At 60.5% G+C, this 14788-nt stretch carries 17 protein-coding genes and 1 pseudogene; 12 read left to right on the top strand and 6 right to left on the bottom strand.

Annotated features, from left to right (window positions below):
• The first annotated feature begins 21 nt into the window (after positions 1–21).
• Positions 22–342 (top strand): nuclear transport factor 2 family protein, encoded by a 321-nt coding sequence (locus HB676_RS09650; RefSeq protein WP_213737558.1) that lies wholly within the window; start codon positions 22–24, stop codon positions 340–342.
• On the top strand, positions 342–1121 hold the full coding sequence (locus HB676_RS09645; RefSeq protein ID WP_213737557.1) for an SDR family oxidoreductase: 780 nt from the start codon (positions 342–344) through the stop codon (positions 1119–1121). The genes HB676_RS09650 and HB676_RS09645 overlap by 1 nt, the downstream gene beginning before the upstream one ends.
• A gap of 64 nt (positions 1122–1185) precedes the next feature.
• On the opposite strand, the gene HB676_RS09640 is transcribed toward HB676_RS09645, so the two are convergent.
• Both HB676_RS09640 and HB676_RS09635 read right to left on the bottom strand, forming a co-directional pair.
• Positions 1186–2196, bottom strand: a complete 1011-nt coding sequence (locus HB676_RS09640) for an MBL fold metallo-hydrolase (RefSeq protein WP_213737556.1) — start codon at positions 2194–2196, stop codon at positions 1186–1188.
• Positions 2197–2288: 92 nt separating this feature from the next.
• Positions 2289–2785 (bottom strand): annotated as a pseudogene (locus tag HB676_RS09635) (peptide deformylase).
• A 461-nt stretch (positions 2786–3246) separates the two neighbouring features.
• On the opposite strand from HB676_RS09635, the gene HB676_RS09630 reads away from it, so the two are divergent.
• The 6 genes from HB676_RS09630 (at position 3247) to HB676_RS09605 (ending at position 8437) form a co-directional block, all read left to right on the top strand.
• Positions 3247–3582, top strand: a complete 336-nt coding sequence (locus HB676_RS09630; RefSeq protein ID WP_213737555.1) for a hypothetical protein — start codon at positions 3247–3249, stop codon at positions 3580–3582.
• 44 nt (positions 3583–3626) lie between these two features.
• Complete coding sequence (locus HB676_RS09625) at positions 3627–4058, top strand: curli assembly protein CsgF (RefSeq protein ID WP_346347306.1); 432 nt, start codon at positions 3627–3629, stop codon at positions 4056–4058.
• Between the two features lie 36 nt (positions 4059–4094).
• Positions 4095–4985 carry a CsgG/HfaB family protein gene (locus HB676_RS09620; protein ID WP_213737553.1) on the top strand — a complete coding sequence of 297 codons (891 nt, stop codon included), beginning with the start codon at positions 4095–4097 and terminating at the stop codon, positions 4983–4985.
• Positions 4986–5231: 246 nt separating this feature from the next.
• Positions 5232–7082 carry a hypothetical protein gene (locus HB676_RS09615; protein WP_213737552.1) on the top strand — a complete coding sequence of 617 codons (1851 nt, stop codon included), beginning with the start codon at positions 5232–5234 and terminating at the stop codon, positions 7080–7082.
• Positions 7083–7378: 296 nt separating this feature from the next.
• Positions 7379–7702 carry a curli-like amyloid fiber formation chaperone CsgH gene (gene csgH, locus HB676_RS09610; protein ID WP_213737551.1) on the top strand — a complete coding sequence of 108 codons (324 nt, stop codon included), beginning with the start codon at positions 7379–7381 and terminating at the stop codon, positions 7700–7702.
• An 84-nt stretch (positions 7703–7786) separates the two neighbouring features.
• Complete coding sequence (locus HB676_RS09605; protein ID WP_213737550.1) at positions 7787–8437, top strand: hypothetical protein; 651 nt, start codon at positions 7787–7789, stop codon at positions 8435–8437.
• Positions 8438–8484: 47 nt separating this feature from the next.
• On the opposite strand, the gene HB676_RS09600 is transcribed toward HB676_RS09605, so the two are convergent.
• Positions 8485–9321 carry a hypothetical protein gene (locus HB676_RS09600; RefSeq protein WP_213737549.1) on the bottom strand — a complete coding sequence of 279 codons (837 nt, stop codon included), beginning with the start codon at positions 9319–9321 and terminating at the stop codon, positions 8485–8487.
• 112 nt (positions 9322–9433) lie between these two features.
• Here HB676_RS09600 and HB676_RS09595 point away from each other — a divergent pair, with 112 nt between their 5' ends.
• A complete protein-coding gene (locus HB676_RS09595) occupies positions 9434–10015 on the top strand; it encodes a YdeI/OmpD-associated family protein (RefSeq protein ID WP_213737548.1) in 582 nt (193 codons plus the stop codon).
• 50 nt (positions 10016–10065) lie between these two features.
• On the opposite strand, the gene HB676_RS09590 is transcribed toward HB676_RS09595, so the two are convergent.
• Together HB676_RS09590 and HB676_RS09585 are read right to left on the bottom strand one after the other, a co-directional pair.
• Positions 10066–10716 carry a dihydrofolate reductase family protein gene (locus HB676_RS09590; protein ID WP_213737547.1) on the bottom strand — a complete coding sequence of 217 codons (651 nt, stop codon included), beginning with the start codon at positions 10714–10716 and terminating at the stop codon, positions 10066–10068.
• Positions 10717–10799: 83 nt separating this feature from the next.
• On the bottom strand, positions 10800–11291 hold the full coding sequence (locus tag HB676_RS09585; RefSeq protein WP_213737546.1) for an SMP-30/gluconolactonase/LRE family protein: 492 nt from the start codon (positions 11289–11291) through the stop codon (positions 10800–10802).
• A gap of 290 nt (positions 11292–11581) precedes the next feature.
• Between HB676_RS09585 and HB676_RS09580 the strand changes: the two genes are divergently transcribed.
• The gene (locus tag HB676_RS09580; RefSeq protein ID WP_213737545.1) at positions 11582–12562 is read left to right on the top strand and encodes a hypothetical protein; all 981 of its coding nucleotides are present in this window, start codon (positions 11582–11584) and stop codon (positions 12560–12562) included.
• A gap of 44 nt (positions 12563–12606) precedes the next feature.
• On the opposite strand, the gene HB676_RS09575 is transcribed toward HB676_RS09580, so the two are convergent.
• The gene (locus HB676_RS09575) at positions 12607–13065 is read right to left on the bottom strand and encodes an SRPBCC family protein (RefSeq protein ID WP_213737544.1); all 459 of its coding nucleotides are present in this window, start codon (positions 13063–13065) and stop codon (positions 12607–12609) included.
• A 915-nt stretch (positions 13066–13980) separates the two neighbouring features.
• On the opposite strand from HB676_RS09575, the gene HB676_RS09570 reads away from it, so the two are divergent.
• Both HB676_RS09570 and HB676_RS09565 read left to right on the top strand, forming a co-directional pair.
• On the top strand, positions 13981–14304 hold the full coding sequence (locus HB676_RS09570) for a metalloregulator ArsR/SmtB family transcription factor (protein ID WP_213737543.1): 324 nt from the start codon (positions 13981–13983) through the stop codon (positions 14302–14304).
• Positions 14301–14768, top strand: a complete 468-nt coding sequence (locus HB676_RS09565; protein ID WP_213737542.1) for a DUF1801 domain-containing protein — start codon at positions 14301–14303, stop codon at positions 14766–14768. The genes HB676_RS09570 and HB676_RS09565 overlap by 4 nt, the downstream gene beginning before the upstream one ends.
• The last annotated feature ends 20 nt before the right edge of the window (positions 14769–14788 follow it).

The raw sequence follows: 14788 nt of genomic DNA, 5'->3' as shown, positions 1-14788 counted from the left end.
GAGCAAAAATGAAAGGACAAAATGAAACTCCCTCCCGCAATCGAGATTTACTTCGCGGCCGACCGCCGCATGGACGCTTCAGCTTTGACGAGCAACTTTGCGGCAAACGCCAAGGTCACCGACGAAGGCGTCGTTCATTCCGGACATGACCAGATTCGCGACTGGTGGCTGGCCGCCAAGGCGAAGTACCAGTACATTGCCGAACCGATTGAAGTGACACGTGACGGCACCCGCATCACCGTCCGTTGCCGCGTGAGTGGCCAATTTCCCAATAGTCCAGCGACAATCGATTTCGCCTTCACTCTATCCGGCGACAAGATCTCTAATCTGGAGATCGGGTGATGAAGAACTTTCTTGATTTAACGGGCAAGCGCGCACTGATCACTTCCGGCACTCGAGGCGCGGGAGCTGCGACTGTGGTGTTGTTCCGCGAACTCGGCGCCCGCGTTGTGACGACAGCACGCGCCCGGCCTGATACTGAGGCGAAAGAAGATTTCGTGGCTGCCGACCTGACAACAGAGGCGGGTTGCGCTGATTTGGTCGGTGCCGTTCGCGAACGATTGGGCGGCCTAGACATCCTGGTCCATGTTCTTGGTGGCTCGGTCGCTCCTGCCGGCGGTTTTGCTGCGCTCGATGACGCGGAATGGCGGAAGGAACTCGACCTCAACCTGTTCCCCGCGGTTCGGCTCGATCGCATACTTGTTCCGGCTATGGTGGCGCGAGGAACCGGCGTTGTCATACACGTCACGTCCATCCAAAGCCGTCTGCCTCTTCCGGAAGCGACAACCGCCTACGCGGCTGCTAAGGCAGCGCTTTCGACCTACAGCAAGAGCTTGGCCAAGGAAGTCTCGCCGAAGGGCGTGCGCGTGGTGCGGGTCTCCCCCGGCTGGATCGAGACTGAGGCCTCGATCCGGCTGGCCGAGCGGCTCGCGAAGGATGCCGGTATCGACTATGAGGGCGGCAAGCAAATCATCATGAACTCGCTCGGCGGCATCCCGCTCGGCCGACCGTGCAAGCCGGAAGAGGTAGCTAACCTGATTGCCTTCCTGGCCTCTGACCGCGCCGCGGCCATCACCGGCACCGAATACCTAATCGACGGCGGGACCGTCCCCACCGTGTGAACGGTGGTCGCTTTTGACGCGAACACTCTTTCACTTGTGGTCACTCCAATGCACCGGGCCGCTATCAATGCCCGCCTTGCGCAATCACCTTCAACCGTTGCGCCTGGGCGCATTCGTCCTCGATCCTGAAATAGCGTGCCACCGCTTGCGCGCCGACGTCGAGCGGGTGGCGTTCGCTGGCTTGCCGGTCGGCCAATATCCGCAGCTTGTCGGCGGCGCCGTTGAACTGGGATTGGTTGTTGATGATGATGGTCGCGCCGGCCTTGATGGCCAGCGCGGCGAGCTTTCGTTCCGACGCCAGATATTGATCGAAATGCGCGACGTCGTTGGGGAAGTTGAATTCCGTTCCGCCTGAATAAACCACCGTCAGCGGCTTGCCGTGATCATGGACCTGGAAGATACCGGATATCGTTCCCGGCGTATGCCCGGGCGTCAAATACAGCGTCACCGTGCGATCGCCCAATGTGATCTTCATTCCGTCGGTGGCGACGACGTCGCGCTTCGGTTTGCCGGTCGGGTATCCATAAACCGAGCCTTCGATCAGGTCCCAATCCGCCGTCACGATATGCGCGCCGTAGCGCGACTGGAAAAGATAGGCCCCGCCGGATTCACCGCGGTGGCCGTGCGAGACGATCACGTATTTCACTTTCGCCGGATCGAGGCCCAGCTTCTTCATGCCGCCGACCAGCACATCCTCGGCGTCATAGACGTTCGACGTATCGTAGAGAATGTAGCCTTCGCTCGACGTCAGCAGCCACGCGGAGACGCCTTCGGTCCCCATCCAGCAGACGTCGTCGAAAGCTTTCTTCGGCGCCATATAAGCCGCCCTGCGATTGGGTTCCTCGCGCGGGGCAGGGGCGTCGGGCGCCGGCGCGCCGCGCTGTGGCGCGACGCAGATCGCCGTCACCAGGCCATAGAAATCAGGTGTGTTGTCACGTCCGCCGGCGAGATTTTTACCCGCGGCCAGATGGCCTTCAATTGTATCTGGTACCGATTCCGGCGATTGGGCGTTGGCGGGGGGCAGCAGCAGCACGAAGGCCAACAGGCCAATAGCTTTGCAGATTGACAGCGGCATGGCGCTTCCTATTTTGTTTCTTGGTTGGCCGTGAGCCTATTTCATTTTGCAACGCCGATCTACATAGGGAAGGTCTCGACGACGGGGTACTTTCAACCCCGCGACATCTTCTCAAATCGCTTGATCAGCCGCTCGCGTTTCAGGCGCGATAACCGCTTGATCCAGAACAGGCCGTTGAGCTGATCGATCTCATGCTGATGGCAGACCGCGCGCAGGCCTTCCGATTCTTCAGTCTGCAGGTTGCCGTGATGTCCTGATAGCTGATCCGGACGCGCGCGTGGCGGCTGATCTCGTCGTTGACGCCGGGCATCGAGACGCTGCCTTCCTGATGCAGGATCATGTCAGGCGATGCCCAGATAATCTCCGGGTTAATGTAGGTCCGCACGCCATCGACGGGATCGAGGTCCAGCACCACAACCCGCTGCGAGATGCCGATATGAGACGCGGTGATGCCGATACCGGACGCGGCGTGCATCGTCTCGAGCAAGTCACGGGCGAGATCGCGCAGCGCGCCGTCAAACGCGGTCACGGGCTGCGCGGGGAGCGCGAGGCGAGGGTCGGGATAGCGGATGATGGAACGGATGGGCATGATCTATATTCGCATCATACCAGCTAATACCTCGTAGGGTGGATTAGCCGAAGGCGTAATCCACCACATCCTTTCATCGGCTCGTGTTGCGATGGCGGATGACGCGGAGTTTATCATCGGGTGCGCATTCGCACGACCCGTTGGCTACCCCCCTATGATCTGTGCTTGTCGAACTGCGCGTCGCATTATTCTATGCTGATACTTTAGTTTCCTGAACAATCACGACGATCGATCGCAAGAAAACGCTGTCGCAAAACTGTTGTACGACATGTGTTAGTCCCTTTTTGAAATTGGGGATCTACATCGTGAAAATCGGGCGTGCGCGTTCGTTAAATGCTTTTGACGCCGCGTTGGTGTGCGTGTTTGGCTTGGCCGGTGCGTGCGTTCATGCGCAGCAGCAAAACGGGCCGGCGCCGAGCTCCTTTACCGACTTGTCCAAATATATCCTGACGGGAAATCAGGTGGTTCCGCAGCCAAATGCGGCTCCGGTTGCCAATCTGTCCTCGACCGTCACGCAGATCGGGCAGGGGAATACAGCGAGCGCGACGCTAAACGGCACTTCCAACGTCACGACGCAGTACCAGTTTGGATCGCAGAATTCGTCGGTTCTGTCGGCAAGCGGCGTCCAGAATACGCTGACGACGTCGCAGATCGGCAATTCCAATTCGACGTCGATCAGCGTTGAAGGCAATGGCAACAATATCAGTAACCTTCAGGTTGGCTCCGGCCTGAGCTATCAGCTCAAGGTCGTCGGAACGGCGGTTCCTGTTTCCGTCCAGCAGTTCGGGCGAAAATGAAAAGCGTGTCGGCCTTTGATTTCCTTGCGACGAAGGGGTGCCCCGTGAGCCGGGTTGCGATCACATGTGCTGTGCTTGTTACTGTGCTTGTCGCGATGCTGAGCCCGGTGCAGGCCGGCACCATCGTTTACACGCCAACCAATCCGACGTTCGGCGGCAATCCGTTGAACGGCGCTTATCTTTTCAACAATGCCCAGGCGCAAAATCAGCATCAGCCCACGACGCCCTCCGCCGGGACGGGTGCCGGTGCGGCGCTGACGCCTGGACAGATCTTCGCGCAACAATTGACGAGCCAGCTCTACTCGTCGCTCGCCAATAAAATCACCACGGCCATCTTCGGGGAAAATGCCGCGCAGAACGGTACATTTTCCTTTGAGGGAACCACGATCACGTTTCAGCGTGTCGGCAGCAACATCAATGTCAGCATCAACGATGGTCAGACCATCACCAACGTCACGGTCCCGGCCGGACCGTAGTTGATGCGTGGATGAATTCTTGAACTGAGTAGGGTGATGTCGAAAAATTTCGTGCGTTTGGCGCTGTTGTCGGCCGCTCTGTCGCTGGCGGGCTGCTTTCCGCAAAAAAATGGTCGCGAACTGCTTGAGGAAGCGCCGATCCTCACTCCGGCTTCGCCGACCGCGCTCGATCTTGAAGGCTTGCCGCGGCCGAAGCGCAAGCTCGATATCGCCGTCTATCAATTCCCCGATCTGACCGGCAAGAACGAACCGAACGACAACGTCGCGGTGTTTTCGCGCGCCGTCACCCAAGGCGCCACCGGCTTTGTAGTCGATTCGCTGCAACGCGCGGGCCACGGACGCTGGTTCACGGTGGACGAGCGCACGGGGCTGAACGATCTCTTGCAGGAGCGTCAGCTTGTCCGCGCGACGCGCGCCGAATTCGAGGCGGAGTCGGCCCGGCCATTGCCGCCGATGCGTTTCGCGGGGCTGCTTCTGGAAGGCGGCATCATCGGTTTCGACGGTAACGTCGTCACCGGCGGCGCGGGCGCGAACTATCTGAACATCGGCGGCAATGTTCAGTACCGTCAGGATTCCGTGACCGTCGCGATGCGCGTCGTCTCGGTTCAGACCGGTGAAATCCTCACCAGCATCACGACCACGAAGACGGTTTACTCGATTGCCATTCAGGCGAACGTCTATCAGTTCGTCTCGCTCAACAAGCTGCTGCAGACCGAAGCCGGCATCACGCGGACGGAGCCGACGCAGCTTGCCGTGCGCCAGGCGATCGATCTCGGTGTGTATGCCACGGTGATGCAGGGCGCCTTGAAGGGGCTCTGGAGTTTCTCCGATCCAAACAGCGGCCGCGCGCTGCTGGAAAACTATCGGTTGCTGGACGCCGTGACGCCGGTTCAATCGTTCAACGCGCCGAAGAAGTCGGAAGGCTGACCTAGCCGGCGCCGTTTCTCCAAATATAAAACAGTTTTATTACGTATCTCTGACAGTAAATTTGTCGAATTATTTCATCTATATTAAATTTTAAAGTAATCGCTATCGTTAGACCTTCCTTACATTGCGATTTATATTTCAGCATGATTGAGTGTTAACCGAGCGTTAACGATGTGTCGGGGCTGGCCTGACGGTTGCGCTCGCGTGGGCCCGGGCAGAATGCCCGCCCGATAACGGAGTCACTCGATGAAAAAGCAGTTTTTACTCGCCTCGGTGAGCGTCATTGCCGCGTTGGCAGTTACGTCGGCCTATGCAGGCGACCTCAACCAGACCAACATCAATCAGACCGGCAGCAACGGCCAGGTCACCATCAACCAGACCGGCGACGGCAACATTGCCGGCACCTCCAGCAACAGCCCGACGGCGGTTCCCTCGATCAGCAACTCGCTGGTTCAGGCCGGCAACAATGAACAGCTCAACGTGACCCAGTCGGGCACCAACAACACATTCCAGGGCGCAACGCCGAACAATCCGGCGCCGGGCTCGCTGGTTCAGTCCGGTTCGGGCAACGTCGCCAACGTGACGCAGTCCGGTGTCGCCAGCACCGTGACGCTGTCGCAGACCGGCAAAAAGAATGGCGTATTCAATCAGAATAAATCGCTGCAGTTCACGCCGAACACCCCGATCAGCGCGATCGACCAGAGTGCCAGCAACAGCACCACGACGCTGACGCAGAACGGCAACCACAACATCTTCGGCATCAGCCAGGGCGGCGCGACCAACACGATCGCTGTCACGCAAACCAACGACGCCAACGAAGCGCACGCCACCCAGGACGGCGCCTCGGCGAGCGACAACATCACCATCAAACAGACCCAGAATAACGGCCTCGGCAACCTCGCCATCGCCACCCAGAACGGCGGCACCAACACGGTTGCGGCGATCACCCAGAACGGTGCGGCCAACTCGGTCAGCAGCACCCAGACCGCGACCAGCAGCACCACCACCATCAGCCAGGTCGGTGAATCCAACGTATCGTCGGGTTCGCAGGGCGGTTCGTTCAACACCCTCAACGTGACCCAGACCAATACGGGCACCAATCCGTTCGACGGCCATCGCGTGCTTTACACGCAGGGCGGCGGCACGGGTAACAACATGACCCTCGGTCAGACCGGTTCGGCGCAGTCCGCCATCGTCGGCCAGTCCGGCGACAACAACATGATGACGTCGACGCAGAGCGGTGCATCCAACAACTTCGCTTTGAACCAGAGCGGTGCGAACAACGGCGTGACCAACAGCCAGGCCGGCTCGTCGAACTCGTTGCAGAACAGCAACCAGACCGGCAACGGCAACACGATCTCGAACTTCCAGTCGGGTGACGTTCAAATCGCCTCGATCTCGCAGGTCGGTAACGCCAACCTCGCGGTCAACACCCAGATCACCTCGGTCAACAACAGCAACAACAGCGTCAGCATCACGCAGGGTACCAGCGCTGGTGCATCGAACAACGGCACTGTGTTCTCGCTTCAGGAAGGCAGCTTCGACAGCCTCACTGTGACCCAGGCCGGTTCGCTGAACAATGTGAACTCGAAGCAGAGCCTGATCGGCGGTTCGAACGTTTCGTTCAACGTCGCCCAGACCGGTAACAGCAACATTGTCGTCAACGCCCAGAACGGCACAAACGACTATGCCGGCGGTCCGCAGTTCGTTCTGTTTCCGGGCGTCAGCCTTCCGACCAATGGCGCCCAGACCGGCAATGGCAACACCATCAACAACACCCAGAGTGCTGCCAACGACAGCCTGAGCTTCACCCAGATTGGCAATGGCAACACCCTGAACAACACTCAGGCAACCGCCAGCGACACGCTGATCACGGTGCAGATGGGCAACAACAACCTCATCAACTCCACCCAGAACGGCTTCTTGCTGGCAAGTGCTACGGTCACGCAGGTTGGCAACAGCAACATCGTGAACGGCACGCAAACCGGCGGCAGCAACACTGCGACCGTTGGACAGTATGGCAACTTCAACAGCGCCACTTACTTCCAGAACGGCGCCGGCAACACGGTCAGCATCGTTCAAGGCTTGAAGCACTAATTGGCTTGAAGCACTGATTGGTGCAAACGATATTGGAAGGGGCGCCTCGAGCGCCCCTTCCTTGACATCGATCGAACGCTGGAGCCGATGCCGGGGTAACCCAGCATTGGCTTTGGCCGTTTACGATCAAGGTTTCGATTGAGTGTGAGAAGAACGGTGAGAGACCCGCTATGCTTTTCGGATCTGAGAGAAAAAGCCGGCGTCTCCTTGCCAACGGGATGGCCGTGTCTGCGGCGTTTTTGGCTGCCGCTTGTGTGTCCGCCAATGAGGACCGCGCGCTCGCGCAGGATCATGACATGACAGTACTTGCCCACGCCTCATCCGGCCCCCTCCGTTGCGAGATCCGCGAGAGCAAAACCGAAGGGACCGTGCAACTGACCGGGGTCGTTTCCAGTTCGGTGGCTTTGTCCGGCCGGTTCCGGTTCTCGATCATCAAGTCGGGAGTATCGGGATCTTCGAACGTCAATCAGGCCAATCCGTTTGCCGTGGAAGCCGGCAAGGAGATTTATGTCGGCCATGTGACAATCAATCTCGCAAACGACGATCGGGCGACGATCGAACTGTCCGTTTCGTCTGATGATGGCGTCGACTGTCGCGCAAACGCATCAATCGGGCGATGAAATGCATGCGGCGCTGGCGCGGGCATTGCCGCGCTCATCGCGCCGGTTATAAGAACGGTCGGTAGATGTGATGGATATCGGACGATGACTTTTTCCAAAGCGGTTCGCGTTTTTGCTCTTGCTGCGAATGTTGCAGTGGGTGTGCTGGGCTGCGGCGTGGCGTATGCGCAGCAGGCGTCCCCGCCGGTTGCGACGTCGAGCGGGGTTTCATCGGGCGCGGCGGTCGGTGCCGCTGCGCCGCCACGCTGCGATGTCAATTGCGTGCGTTCCAATGCGGGAAGGGCCAGCGAAGCCTGCGCACCGCAGATTGAGTTGAAGTCTCCCAGCGATTTCGACTGGATCGCGCGTCCGACGCCCGGCATCTTTCAGCAGGCCGATCCGTCATCGCCCGCCGATGCCATCGTCCGCTACCGCGGCGATTCCGTTCGCTTCATGAGTCCGGAGAAGGGCTGGGTCCGGGTCAGCTACGAATGCAGCTATGATGTCGAGGCGCAGAGGGTCGTGGCCGTGATCGTGCGCGCCGGCCGGCTGGATCAGCCGACGTCCACCGCGCAGCCGATCGATGCCAGCGCCGCCGCCGCGATCCCGGCCAATGCAACTCAAGCCGCCGCACATCCGGCTGCGGCTCCATCCGCCGCCGCGCCGCAGGCCGCAGCAAAACCTAAACCGAAAGTCTGGGAGCCGAGCCGCGTTGAAATCCAGCAGCAGCCGGCTAATCCGAAGCGGAACATGTAACCAGCCGCGCGCGCGGGCTTTCCGCGTCGCTCCCGCCGGCGTCAGCGCTATGCGAACGTCGAGAGCGCCGATCCCGGCTGGTTGATACGGGTCGCTTGTGCCGACACCGATGCTGCGGATTGCGCAACGCTGATCTGGCCGGTCGCGTAATTGACCAGGAACGTGATCTGCGAAGATTGCGCGCTCACCGCGCTTGTAGAAATAGAGCCTGATGAGGACGAGGAGATCGAAGCGCTGCTCGCGGTGGCGGTGTTCTGCGTGATCGTGATGGCTTCTTCGGCCTCGTTGTTGTCGACCATCGCGGTGCCGATCGCGACACCGGCAGGCGCGCCGCTGCCGCCACCGGCCTGGTCACTCGGCCCGAAATGCTTGTCGAATATCGCGGTGCCGTTGCCATCGAGCGAAACGCCGTAAAATTGCGTGCTGGCATTGGTCTGAAGCGACAAAGTGTAGCCGTCGAAGGTCACGCTGTTGGACAGGCTTTTGGTCGGCGTGAACGCCTGGAACGGCGGCGGCTCGTTGGCATCGGCGAGCGCCTTGATCTGCGCCACGATGGCCTCGACCTTCGAACCCGCTGTCGGCTGCGCGTCAGGCGTTCCGGTGCTGGCCGTATCGGTCGTGGATGTTGCGGCGCCGGTGTTGTTGGTGCGGTGTGCCTCGACATAGGCTTGCAAGGTGTCGGCGGCGACCTGGTCGGACTCCGCCTTGGTGGCGGCCGCGGCCTTTGCCTGATCGGAGAAGGTGACGAAGACGGCCGCTCCGCTTGATGCGGTGGTGGACGGGGCGGCGGCATTGGTTGCCGCGGCTGCCGGAGCCGGGGTTCCAATGACGGAAATCAGTTGAGCCAGCGAGACGCTGACCGATGTCGTGGAAATCGTTGTCAACAGACCCTCCGCGCATCGCGGATTTCATTGACGCAACCCTCCCGGATGTTAGTTAAAAATGCCTGAATTTGGCGATGTCCCGGCCGGAAAATACGACGCTGGAAAACGTGCGATGCCAGAGACGCGATCGGATCTGTCGATACTTCGCTTTACCACTGCCGGGGAGTTCAAAACCTGGCTCGCCAAACAACCCGGCGATGCGGCGGGCCTTTGGATCAAGTTCGCCAGGAAAACGTCGACGAGCACCACGCTGACGAAGGCCGAGGCGATCGATGTCGCACTCTGTCACGGATGGATCGACGGCCAGATCGACACATACGACGACACGCATTGGCTCGTCCGCTTCACGCCGCGCAAACCGCGCAGCAAGTGGTCGGCGCTCAACCGCAAGCGCGCGCTGGAACTGATTGAGGAAGGCCGGATGCGCCCCGCGGGGCTGGCGCAAATCGAAGCCGCGAAGGCGGATGGCCGGTGGGACAGCGCCTACGCGCCGGCCAAAACCGCCGAAGTTCCCGATGACCTTCAAAAGGCGTTGAATAAAAGCCGGAAGGCTTCCGCATTCTTTGCGACGCTGAACAGCAGAAACCGCTTTGCGATTCTGTATCGTATCGGCGCCGTCAAAAAAGCCGAGACAAGGGCGCGCAAGATCGTCGAATTCGTCGCGATGCTCGAGCGCGGCGAAACGATCCACTGACGCCGAGCCGGGTCCCGCGCGGCATCCACCTCAACGCGCCGCGATTTGCATCAACCGGCGCCTTTGCCAAGGACGATATGCGTCGCGAATTCGGTCGCGGCACGTTCGGTCACGCGAAAGCCGAGGCCGGGCAGGTCTATGTTCCAGAACATCGCCTCGCCACGCCCAAGCACGACCGGCGCGATTGCAAAATGCAGTTCATCCACCAGTCCGGCGTGCAGATACTGCCGCACCGTGCTGACGCCGCCGCCGATCTTCACGTCCTGCTGGCCGGCCGCCGCCTTGGCTTTTTCAAGTGCGGCTTCGATGCCCTCGGTGATGAAGTGGAAGGTCGTTCCTCCTTCCATGACGATGGGATCGCGAGCATGGTGCGTAAGGATGAAGGTTGGCGCATGGTATGGCGGGTTGTCACCCCACCAGCCTTTCCAGGAATCGTCCGGCCAGTCTCCGCGAATGGGGCCGAACATGTTGCGCCCGAGAATGAAGGCGCCGAAGCCGCTCATGCTGCGCGTGGCGTAGTCGTTATCGACGCCGGTCGAGCCGCCTTCCTTGCCGAACATGGCCTGAAAGTTCCGCGTGCCGAATGCCCATTGATGCAATTCCTTGCCACGCTTGCCGAGCGGATCGGCAAGACTCTGCTCCGGCCCGGCGCCGAAACCATCGAGGGAAAGGGAAAATCCTGCCACGCGTACTCTTGTCATAGGTGACCTCCATCCTGCAATTGATCCCGTTTTCACAACCAGTCTTTCTGGCTCGACGCAACCAACCACCGGCGCGATCGAAGTTATGGCCAGCCCACGCCCGGCGTTACCGCCATGCCGTTGGGGAAGGCGACGCCGCCGGCGACCTGACGGGCGCTCCCATCGGGCAAAACGAGGGCGATGGTGCCGGGTGCGAAAGCGGCGCCGGCCATCATGTCGAAACCGACATTGTTGACATAGGCGTTGCCGCGGCCGTCCACCACGATCTCGTTCCAGCCCAGGTGCGAAAGATGATTCAGATCGGCGTGGACCACCAGCGCGCCGCCGCCTTCCCGGCGCAGCACGCGCCGGCCGCTCATGACGAGCATGCGGCCATCCGGCAGGAAGTCCATGCACAGGGGAATGGACGGCTCGCGCACCACGACCCCGTGCCGGCCATCCGGATCGATCGCGATGATCTCGTGCGCGGCCCAGTCGGAAACCCAGAACCGACCCTCCCGCCAACGCGGCGACTCGCCGAACATCAGGCCGGACAACAGGATTTTCGGTTCGGGCGCGGAGGATTTCGGGGACATCAGTGCTCCTTAGGGGGCATTGCGGTGTCTTGGTAGGCATCTTGCCGCCTTGCGTCTTGAGCGGCTATCTCCAAGACGAATGAGCTGGGTCCGCGCCGACATGGCTGCTTGAATTAATTTGCGGCGGGAGGAGTCTGGCTCGCAGGGTGGATTAGCCCGCCGGGTCCGCGCAACGCGCGGCCCGATGTCGGCGGGTTGCGCTTCGCTCATCCGCCCTACGTGCTATAACCATCGGCAGCAGCCGATCGTGCTCGGCGTGATGCGATGTCTTTTCGAACGGGGCGATAATGATGGCTGGTCGGCAAGTCGCGTTGTATTTCGCCTGGAGCCGTCCGGATGAGGTCGCAGCCCCGCTCGGCATTCTGGAGGATCGGTTTCCGGCCTTGTTCGAATTGCGCCGGACGTTCTGGCCGCGGTTCGAGCAATTCGCCGATCCCGCGAAGTTCGATCAGGGCGTCGGCGGTTTTCTCGACAACATCCAGCTAGCGAATTTCAAGGAGTTCGCCGATCTGGCAGGTTCATGGACCGGCAATCCCGTTCGTCATGCCGAACGCAGGACCGATGCCGGACTGTGCGCGCTCGATGGCGATTTTCTTGCCGGCGTCGACACGCTCGTCGTCATCAGCTTTGACTCGCACCGGACTGCGCAGCAGGCCAGCGACGCCGAGATCGCTGCTGTCAGGTCGTTTCTTGAAGACCCCGACCACACGCTTTTCATCTGCCCGCACCATGACATCGGCAGCGCCGACGAGTTGCCCGAGAACGAACGATTGGCGCGGCGGGAACTCGAATTCCATCATCACGGCGATGCGGCCATCCCGGCACGGCAGGCCTTCGGCGATTTCGGCCTTTCGCTTCTGAAGGGGCTCGGCCTGCATGTCAGGAACCGGTTCGGCCTACATCCGGCCAAACTGCCGGATGGCTTGCCGGCGCCGCTTGAAGTTGCCGCCGAGTTCGACCGGGCAGGGCTGCTGGAAGGTGTTGCGACCTTCAATCTTCATCCGCATCTGCCGCATTTCGAGCGGCTCGGCGATAGTGCGGCAAAGCTCGATGTGCTGGCCCGCCAGCCAATCGATCCCAATGCCCCGCCGCATCCATTTACGGCCGGCGGACGCCGCGACTTCGACGCCTTGCTGCAGTCGAAGCCCGGTGTATTCGGTGGCCGCCTGTTGATCTGCGACACCACGACGTGGAGCTCCACGGCCGGCGGCCTCGAAAGCTTGCAACGCTTCTGGAGAAACGTCGTGCTGTTGAAGCGGGGCGGTGAATAGCGCGCAGGCGCGTGAGCCCGTAGGAATGAGGTGAGGGATGACACTCAGTCCGGGTTTGCTTCGGCATAACGCTTGAGCGTCCGCAGCATTCTCTCGTTCTCGATGCGGAACATTCCCACCAGTAACGGCATGAATAACTTCACAGGCCCCCGGGGCGAAAGCTCCAGCGTCCGCAGCAGATGAACGGAGGCGCCATCAGGCGTCAGCATGTGCTGGAGCTTGATGCCGATCACGCCCAGCGCCCGGGGTTTCAATGTCATCGGCTGCTCGAACGCCAGACGCGTCGGCCGATCCATGGCCATGACAACGCCATGCCGCGTGCCGAAAGGTCCCGGCTCGACATAGGTCGTGCCGACCGCGATCGGCCCTTCCGAGATCCGGACCGTTCCGCGGAATGCCGGCGATGCTGGAAGCCAGCGGTCGTAGTCGCGCAGATCAGCCAGCAGCGAAAAAACGCGCTCCGCGCTTGCACGAATGTTCGTCTCGAATTTCAGCTCGACCATGGCGACCCCTCATCACCTGCTGAAATGACGTCGAAGCATAACGCAAACTACCCGACGGGCAAATCAAGCGCACGTCCGGCAGACCAAAGTCCAGTATGTTTGCGGAAATTGCGAAAAAATATTCCGCTTTAGCCGTTGCTAAAATCAAATGTAAAAATGCGCCATCCCGTCCCGCAAGAGGGGCGCTTCGCGGTCGTCACGGACGTTGGTGCGGGATGCGGTGGACGCTGTTGGTGCCTTTGACGAATGGCGCTGATGCGGACGGCGAAGTCGTGTGGTCCTGACGCCTCGACGCTGGCGTCAAGTTGGCGGATTCAATTCGCTGGCGACGGTGACAAAAAAGCCCGATCGCCGGGGAGAGCGCGAAATAAGCCGTAAAACCATTGCGCGGGGAATGCCGGACGTTTTCGGTGTGACCTGACTAACGCGTGTGCTCTTGCTTTCTACCATCGCACGCGCGGCGGCGGGCGCACCAGGCGCCCGGCATTCCCTGCGCCCTCTGTTTGGAGGGCGGGACGAGCAGGCCAAACCTCGGGCGGATTGCGCCGCGAGAAGGCGAAGGTGTGGGAAATTCCTCAGTCGTCGTCACGCGCGAAAGCGGGTGATCCAGTATTCCAGAGACATCAATTATAGAACCGAGAAGCCGCAGCGTACTGGATACGCGCTTTTCGCGGGTATGACGACTACGTGTGGAGCGGCATCGCGCGCTGTCTCTGCGGCAATCCGTAGGGTGGGCAAAGGCGCGCTTGCGCCGTGCCCACCATTCAAGCCGCGCAATACGAATGGTGGGCACGCTTACGCTTTGCCCACCCTACGATCATAGCTCTTTGGTTATATTTTTATCGAGGAGGATGCCATATTGACTTATATAACTCGAAGATTATACATAATCCATAGCCAGCGAGTTATAAATTGATGCCGCAGCCCCACGATATCCTTTTCCGCACACTCGCCGATCCGACGCGGCGGGCGATCTTCGAGCGGCTGTGTCGCGACGGCGAGCAGACGGTGGGCGCGCTGACGGCGCAAGCAGGGGTTTCTCAACCGGCGGTCTCGAAACATCTCGGGCTGTTGAAGCAGGCCGGGCTGGTGCGCGATCGCCATGAAGGACGACAGACGCATTACAGCGCGCAGCTCGGCACCCTGGCGCCGCTGATTGACTGGACCAGCCAGATGGCGGGGTTCTGGCAAAGCCGGTTCGATCGTCTCGAAGATCTCCTCAAAAGGATGGACCAATGAGCAAGCCTGCGAAAAAGGCGTCGACGGCGAAGGTCATCAAGAAGACTGCTGTCAAACCGGCCGTTGCAAAGCAGGTCGCCAAAGCAGGCGGTTCTCCCTCTGCGCTGATCGACGGCAGAATAAAAGAGCTCGGCGATTGGCGCGGCGAAATGCTGGCGCGGGTTCGCGCGATCATCAAGCAGGCAGATCCCGAGGTGATCGAGGAGTGGAAGTGGCGCGGCGTTCCGGTGTGGGAGCATGCCGGGATCATCTGCACCGGCGAGACCTACAAGAGCGTGGTGAAGCTGACGTTTGCGAAAGGCGCCTCATTGGACGATCCGTCGCGCCTGTTCAATTCCAGCCTCGAAGGCAACATGCGGCGCGCGATCGATATCCCCGAAGGCGGCAAGATCGATGAGAAAGCGCTGAAGGCGCTCATTCGCGCCGCGGTCGCGCTGAACGTGTCGAAGAAATCCAAAAGCTGAAAATCAAACCGCGCGTGAAG

The sequence above is a fragment of the Bradyrhizobium sp. dw_411 genome, assembly GCF_018449695.1.
Lineage (GTDB): Bacteria > Pseudomonadota > Alphaproteobacteria > Rhizobiales > Xanthobacteraceae > Bradyrhizobium.
Note: the sequence above shows the minus strand (reverse complement) of the source record. Positions and strands in the feature narration are given on the sequence as shown.

Coding starts and splice junctions, on each gene's coding strand:
- HB676_RS09650 (WP_213737558.1), top strand. CDS start 22: ATGAAACTCCCTCCCGCAATCGAGATTTACTTCGCGGCCGACCGCCGC.
- HB676_RS09645 (WP_213737557.1), top strand. CDS start 342: ATGAAGAACTTTCTTGATTTAACGGGCAAGCGCGCACTGATCACTTCC.
- HB676_RS09640 (WP_213737556.1), bottom strand. CDS start 2,196: ATGCCGCTGTCAATCTGCAAAGCTATTGGCCTGTTGGCCTTCGTGCTG.
- HB676_RS09620 (WP_213737553.1), top strand. CDS start 4,095: ATGTCGAAAAATTTCGTGCGTTTGGCGCTGTTGTCGGCCGCTCTGTCG.
- HB676_RS09615 (WP_213737552.1), top strand. CDS start 5,232: ATGAAAAAGCAGTTTTTACTCGCCTCGGTGAGCGTCATTGCCGCGTTG.
- csgH (WP_213737551.1), top strand. CDS start 7,379: ATGACAGTACTTGCCCACGCCTCATCCGGCCCCCTCCGTTGCGAGATC.
- HB676_RS09605 (WP_213737550.1), top strand. CDS start 7,787: ATGACTTTTTCCAAAGCGGTTCGCGTTTTTGCTCTTGCTGCGAATGTT.
- HB676_RS09595 (WP_213737548.1), top strand. CDS start 9,434: ATGCCAGAGACGCGATCGGATCTGTCGATACTTCGCTTTACCACTGCC.
- HB676_RS09590 (WP_213737547.1), bottom strand. CDS start 10,716: ATGACAAGAGTACGCGTGGCAGGATTTTCCCTTTCCCTCGATGGTTTC.
- HB676_RS09585 (WP_213737546.1), bottom strand. CDS start 11,291: ATGTCCCCGAAATCCTCCGCGCCCGAACCGAAAATCCTGTTGTCCGGC.
- HB676_RS09580 (WP_213737545.1), top strand. CDS start 11,582: ATGGCTGGTCGGCAAGTCGCGTTGTATTTCGCCTGGAGCCGTCCGGAT.
- HB676_RS09575 (WP_213737544.1), bottom strand. CDS start 13,065: ATGGTCGAGCTGAAATTCGAGACGAACATTCGTGCAAGCGCGGAGCGC.
- HB676_RS09570 (WP_213737543.1), top strand. CDS start 13,981: ATGCCGCAGCCCCACGATATCCTTTTCCGCACACTCGCCGATCCGACG.
- HB676_RS09565 (WP_213737542.1), top strand. CDS start 14,301: ATGAGCAAGCCTGCGAAAAAGGCGTCGACGGCGAAGGTCATCAAGAAG.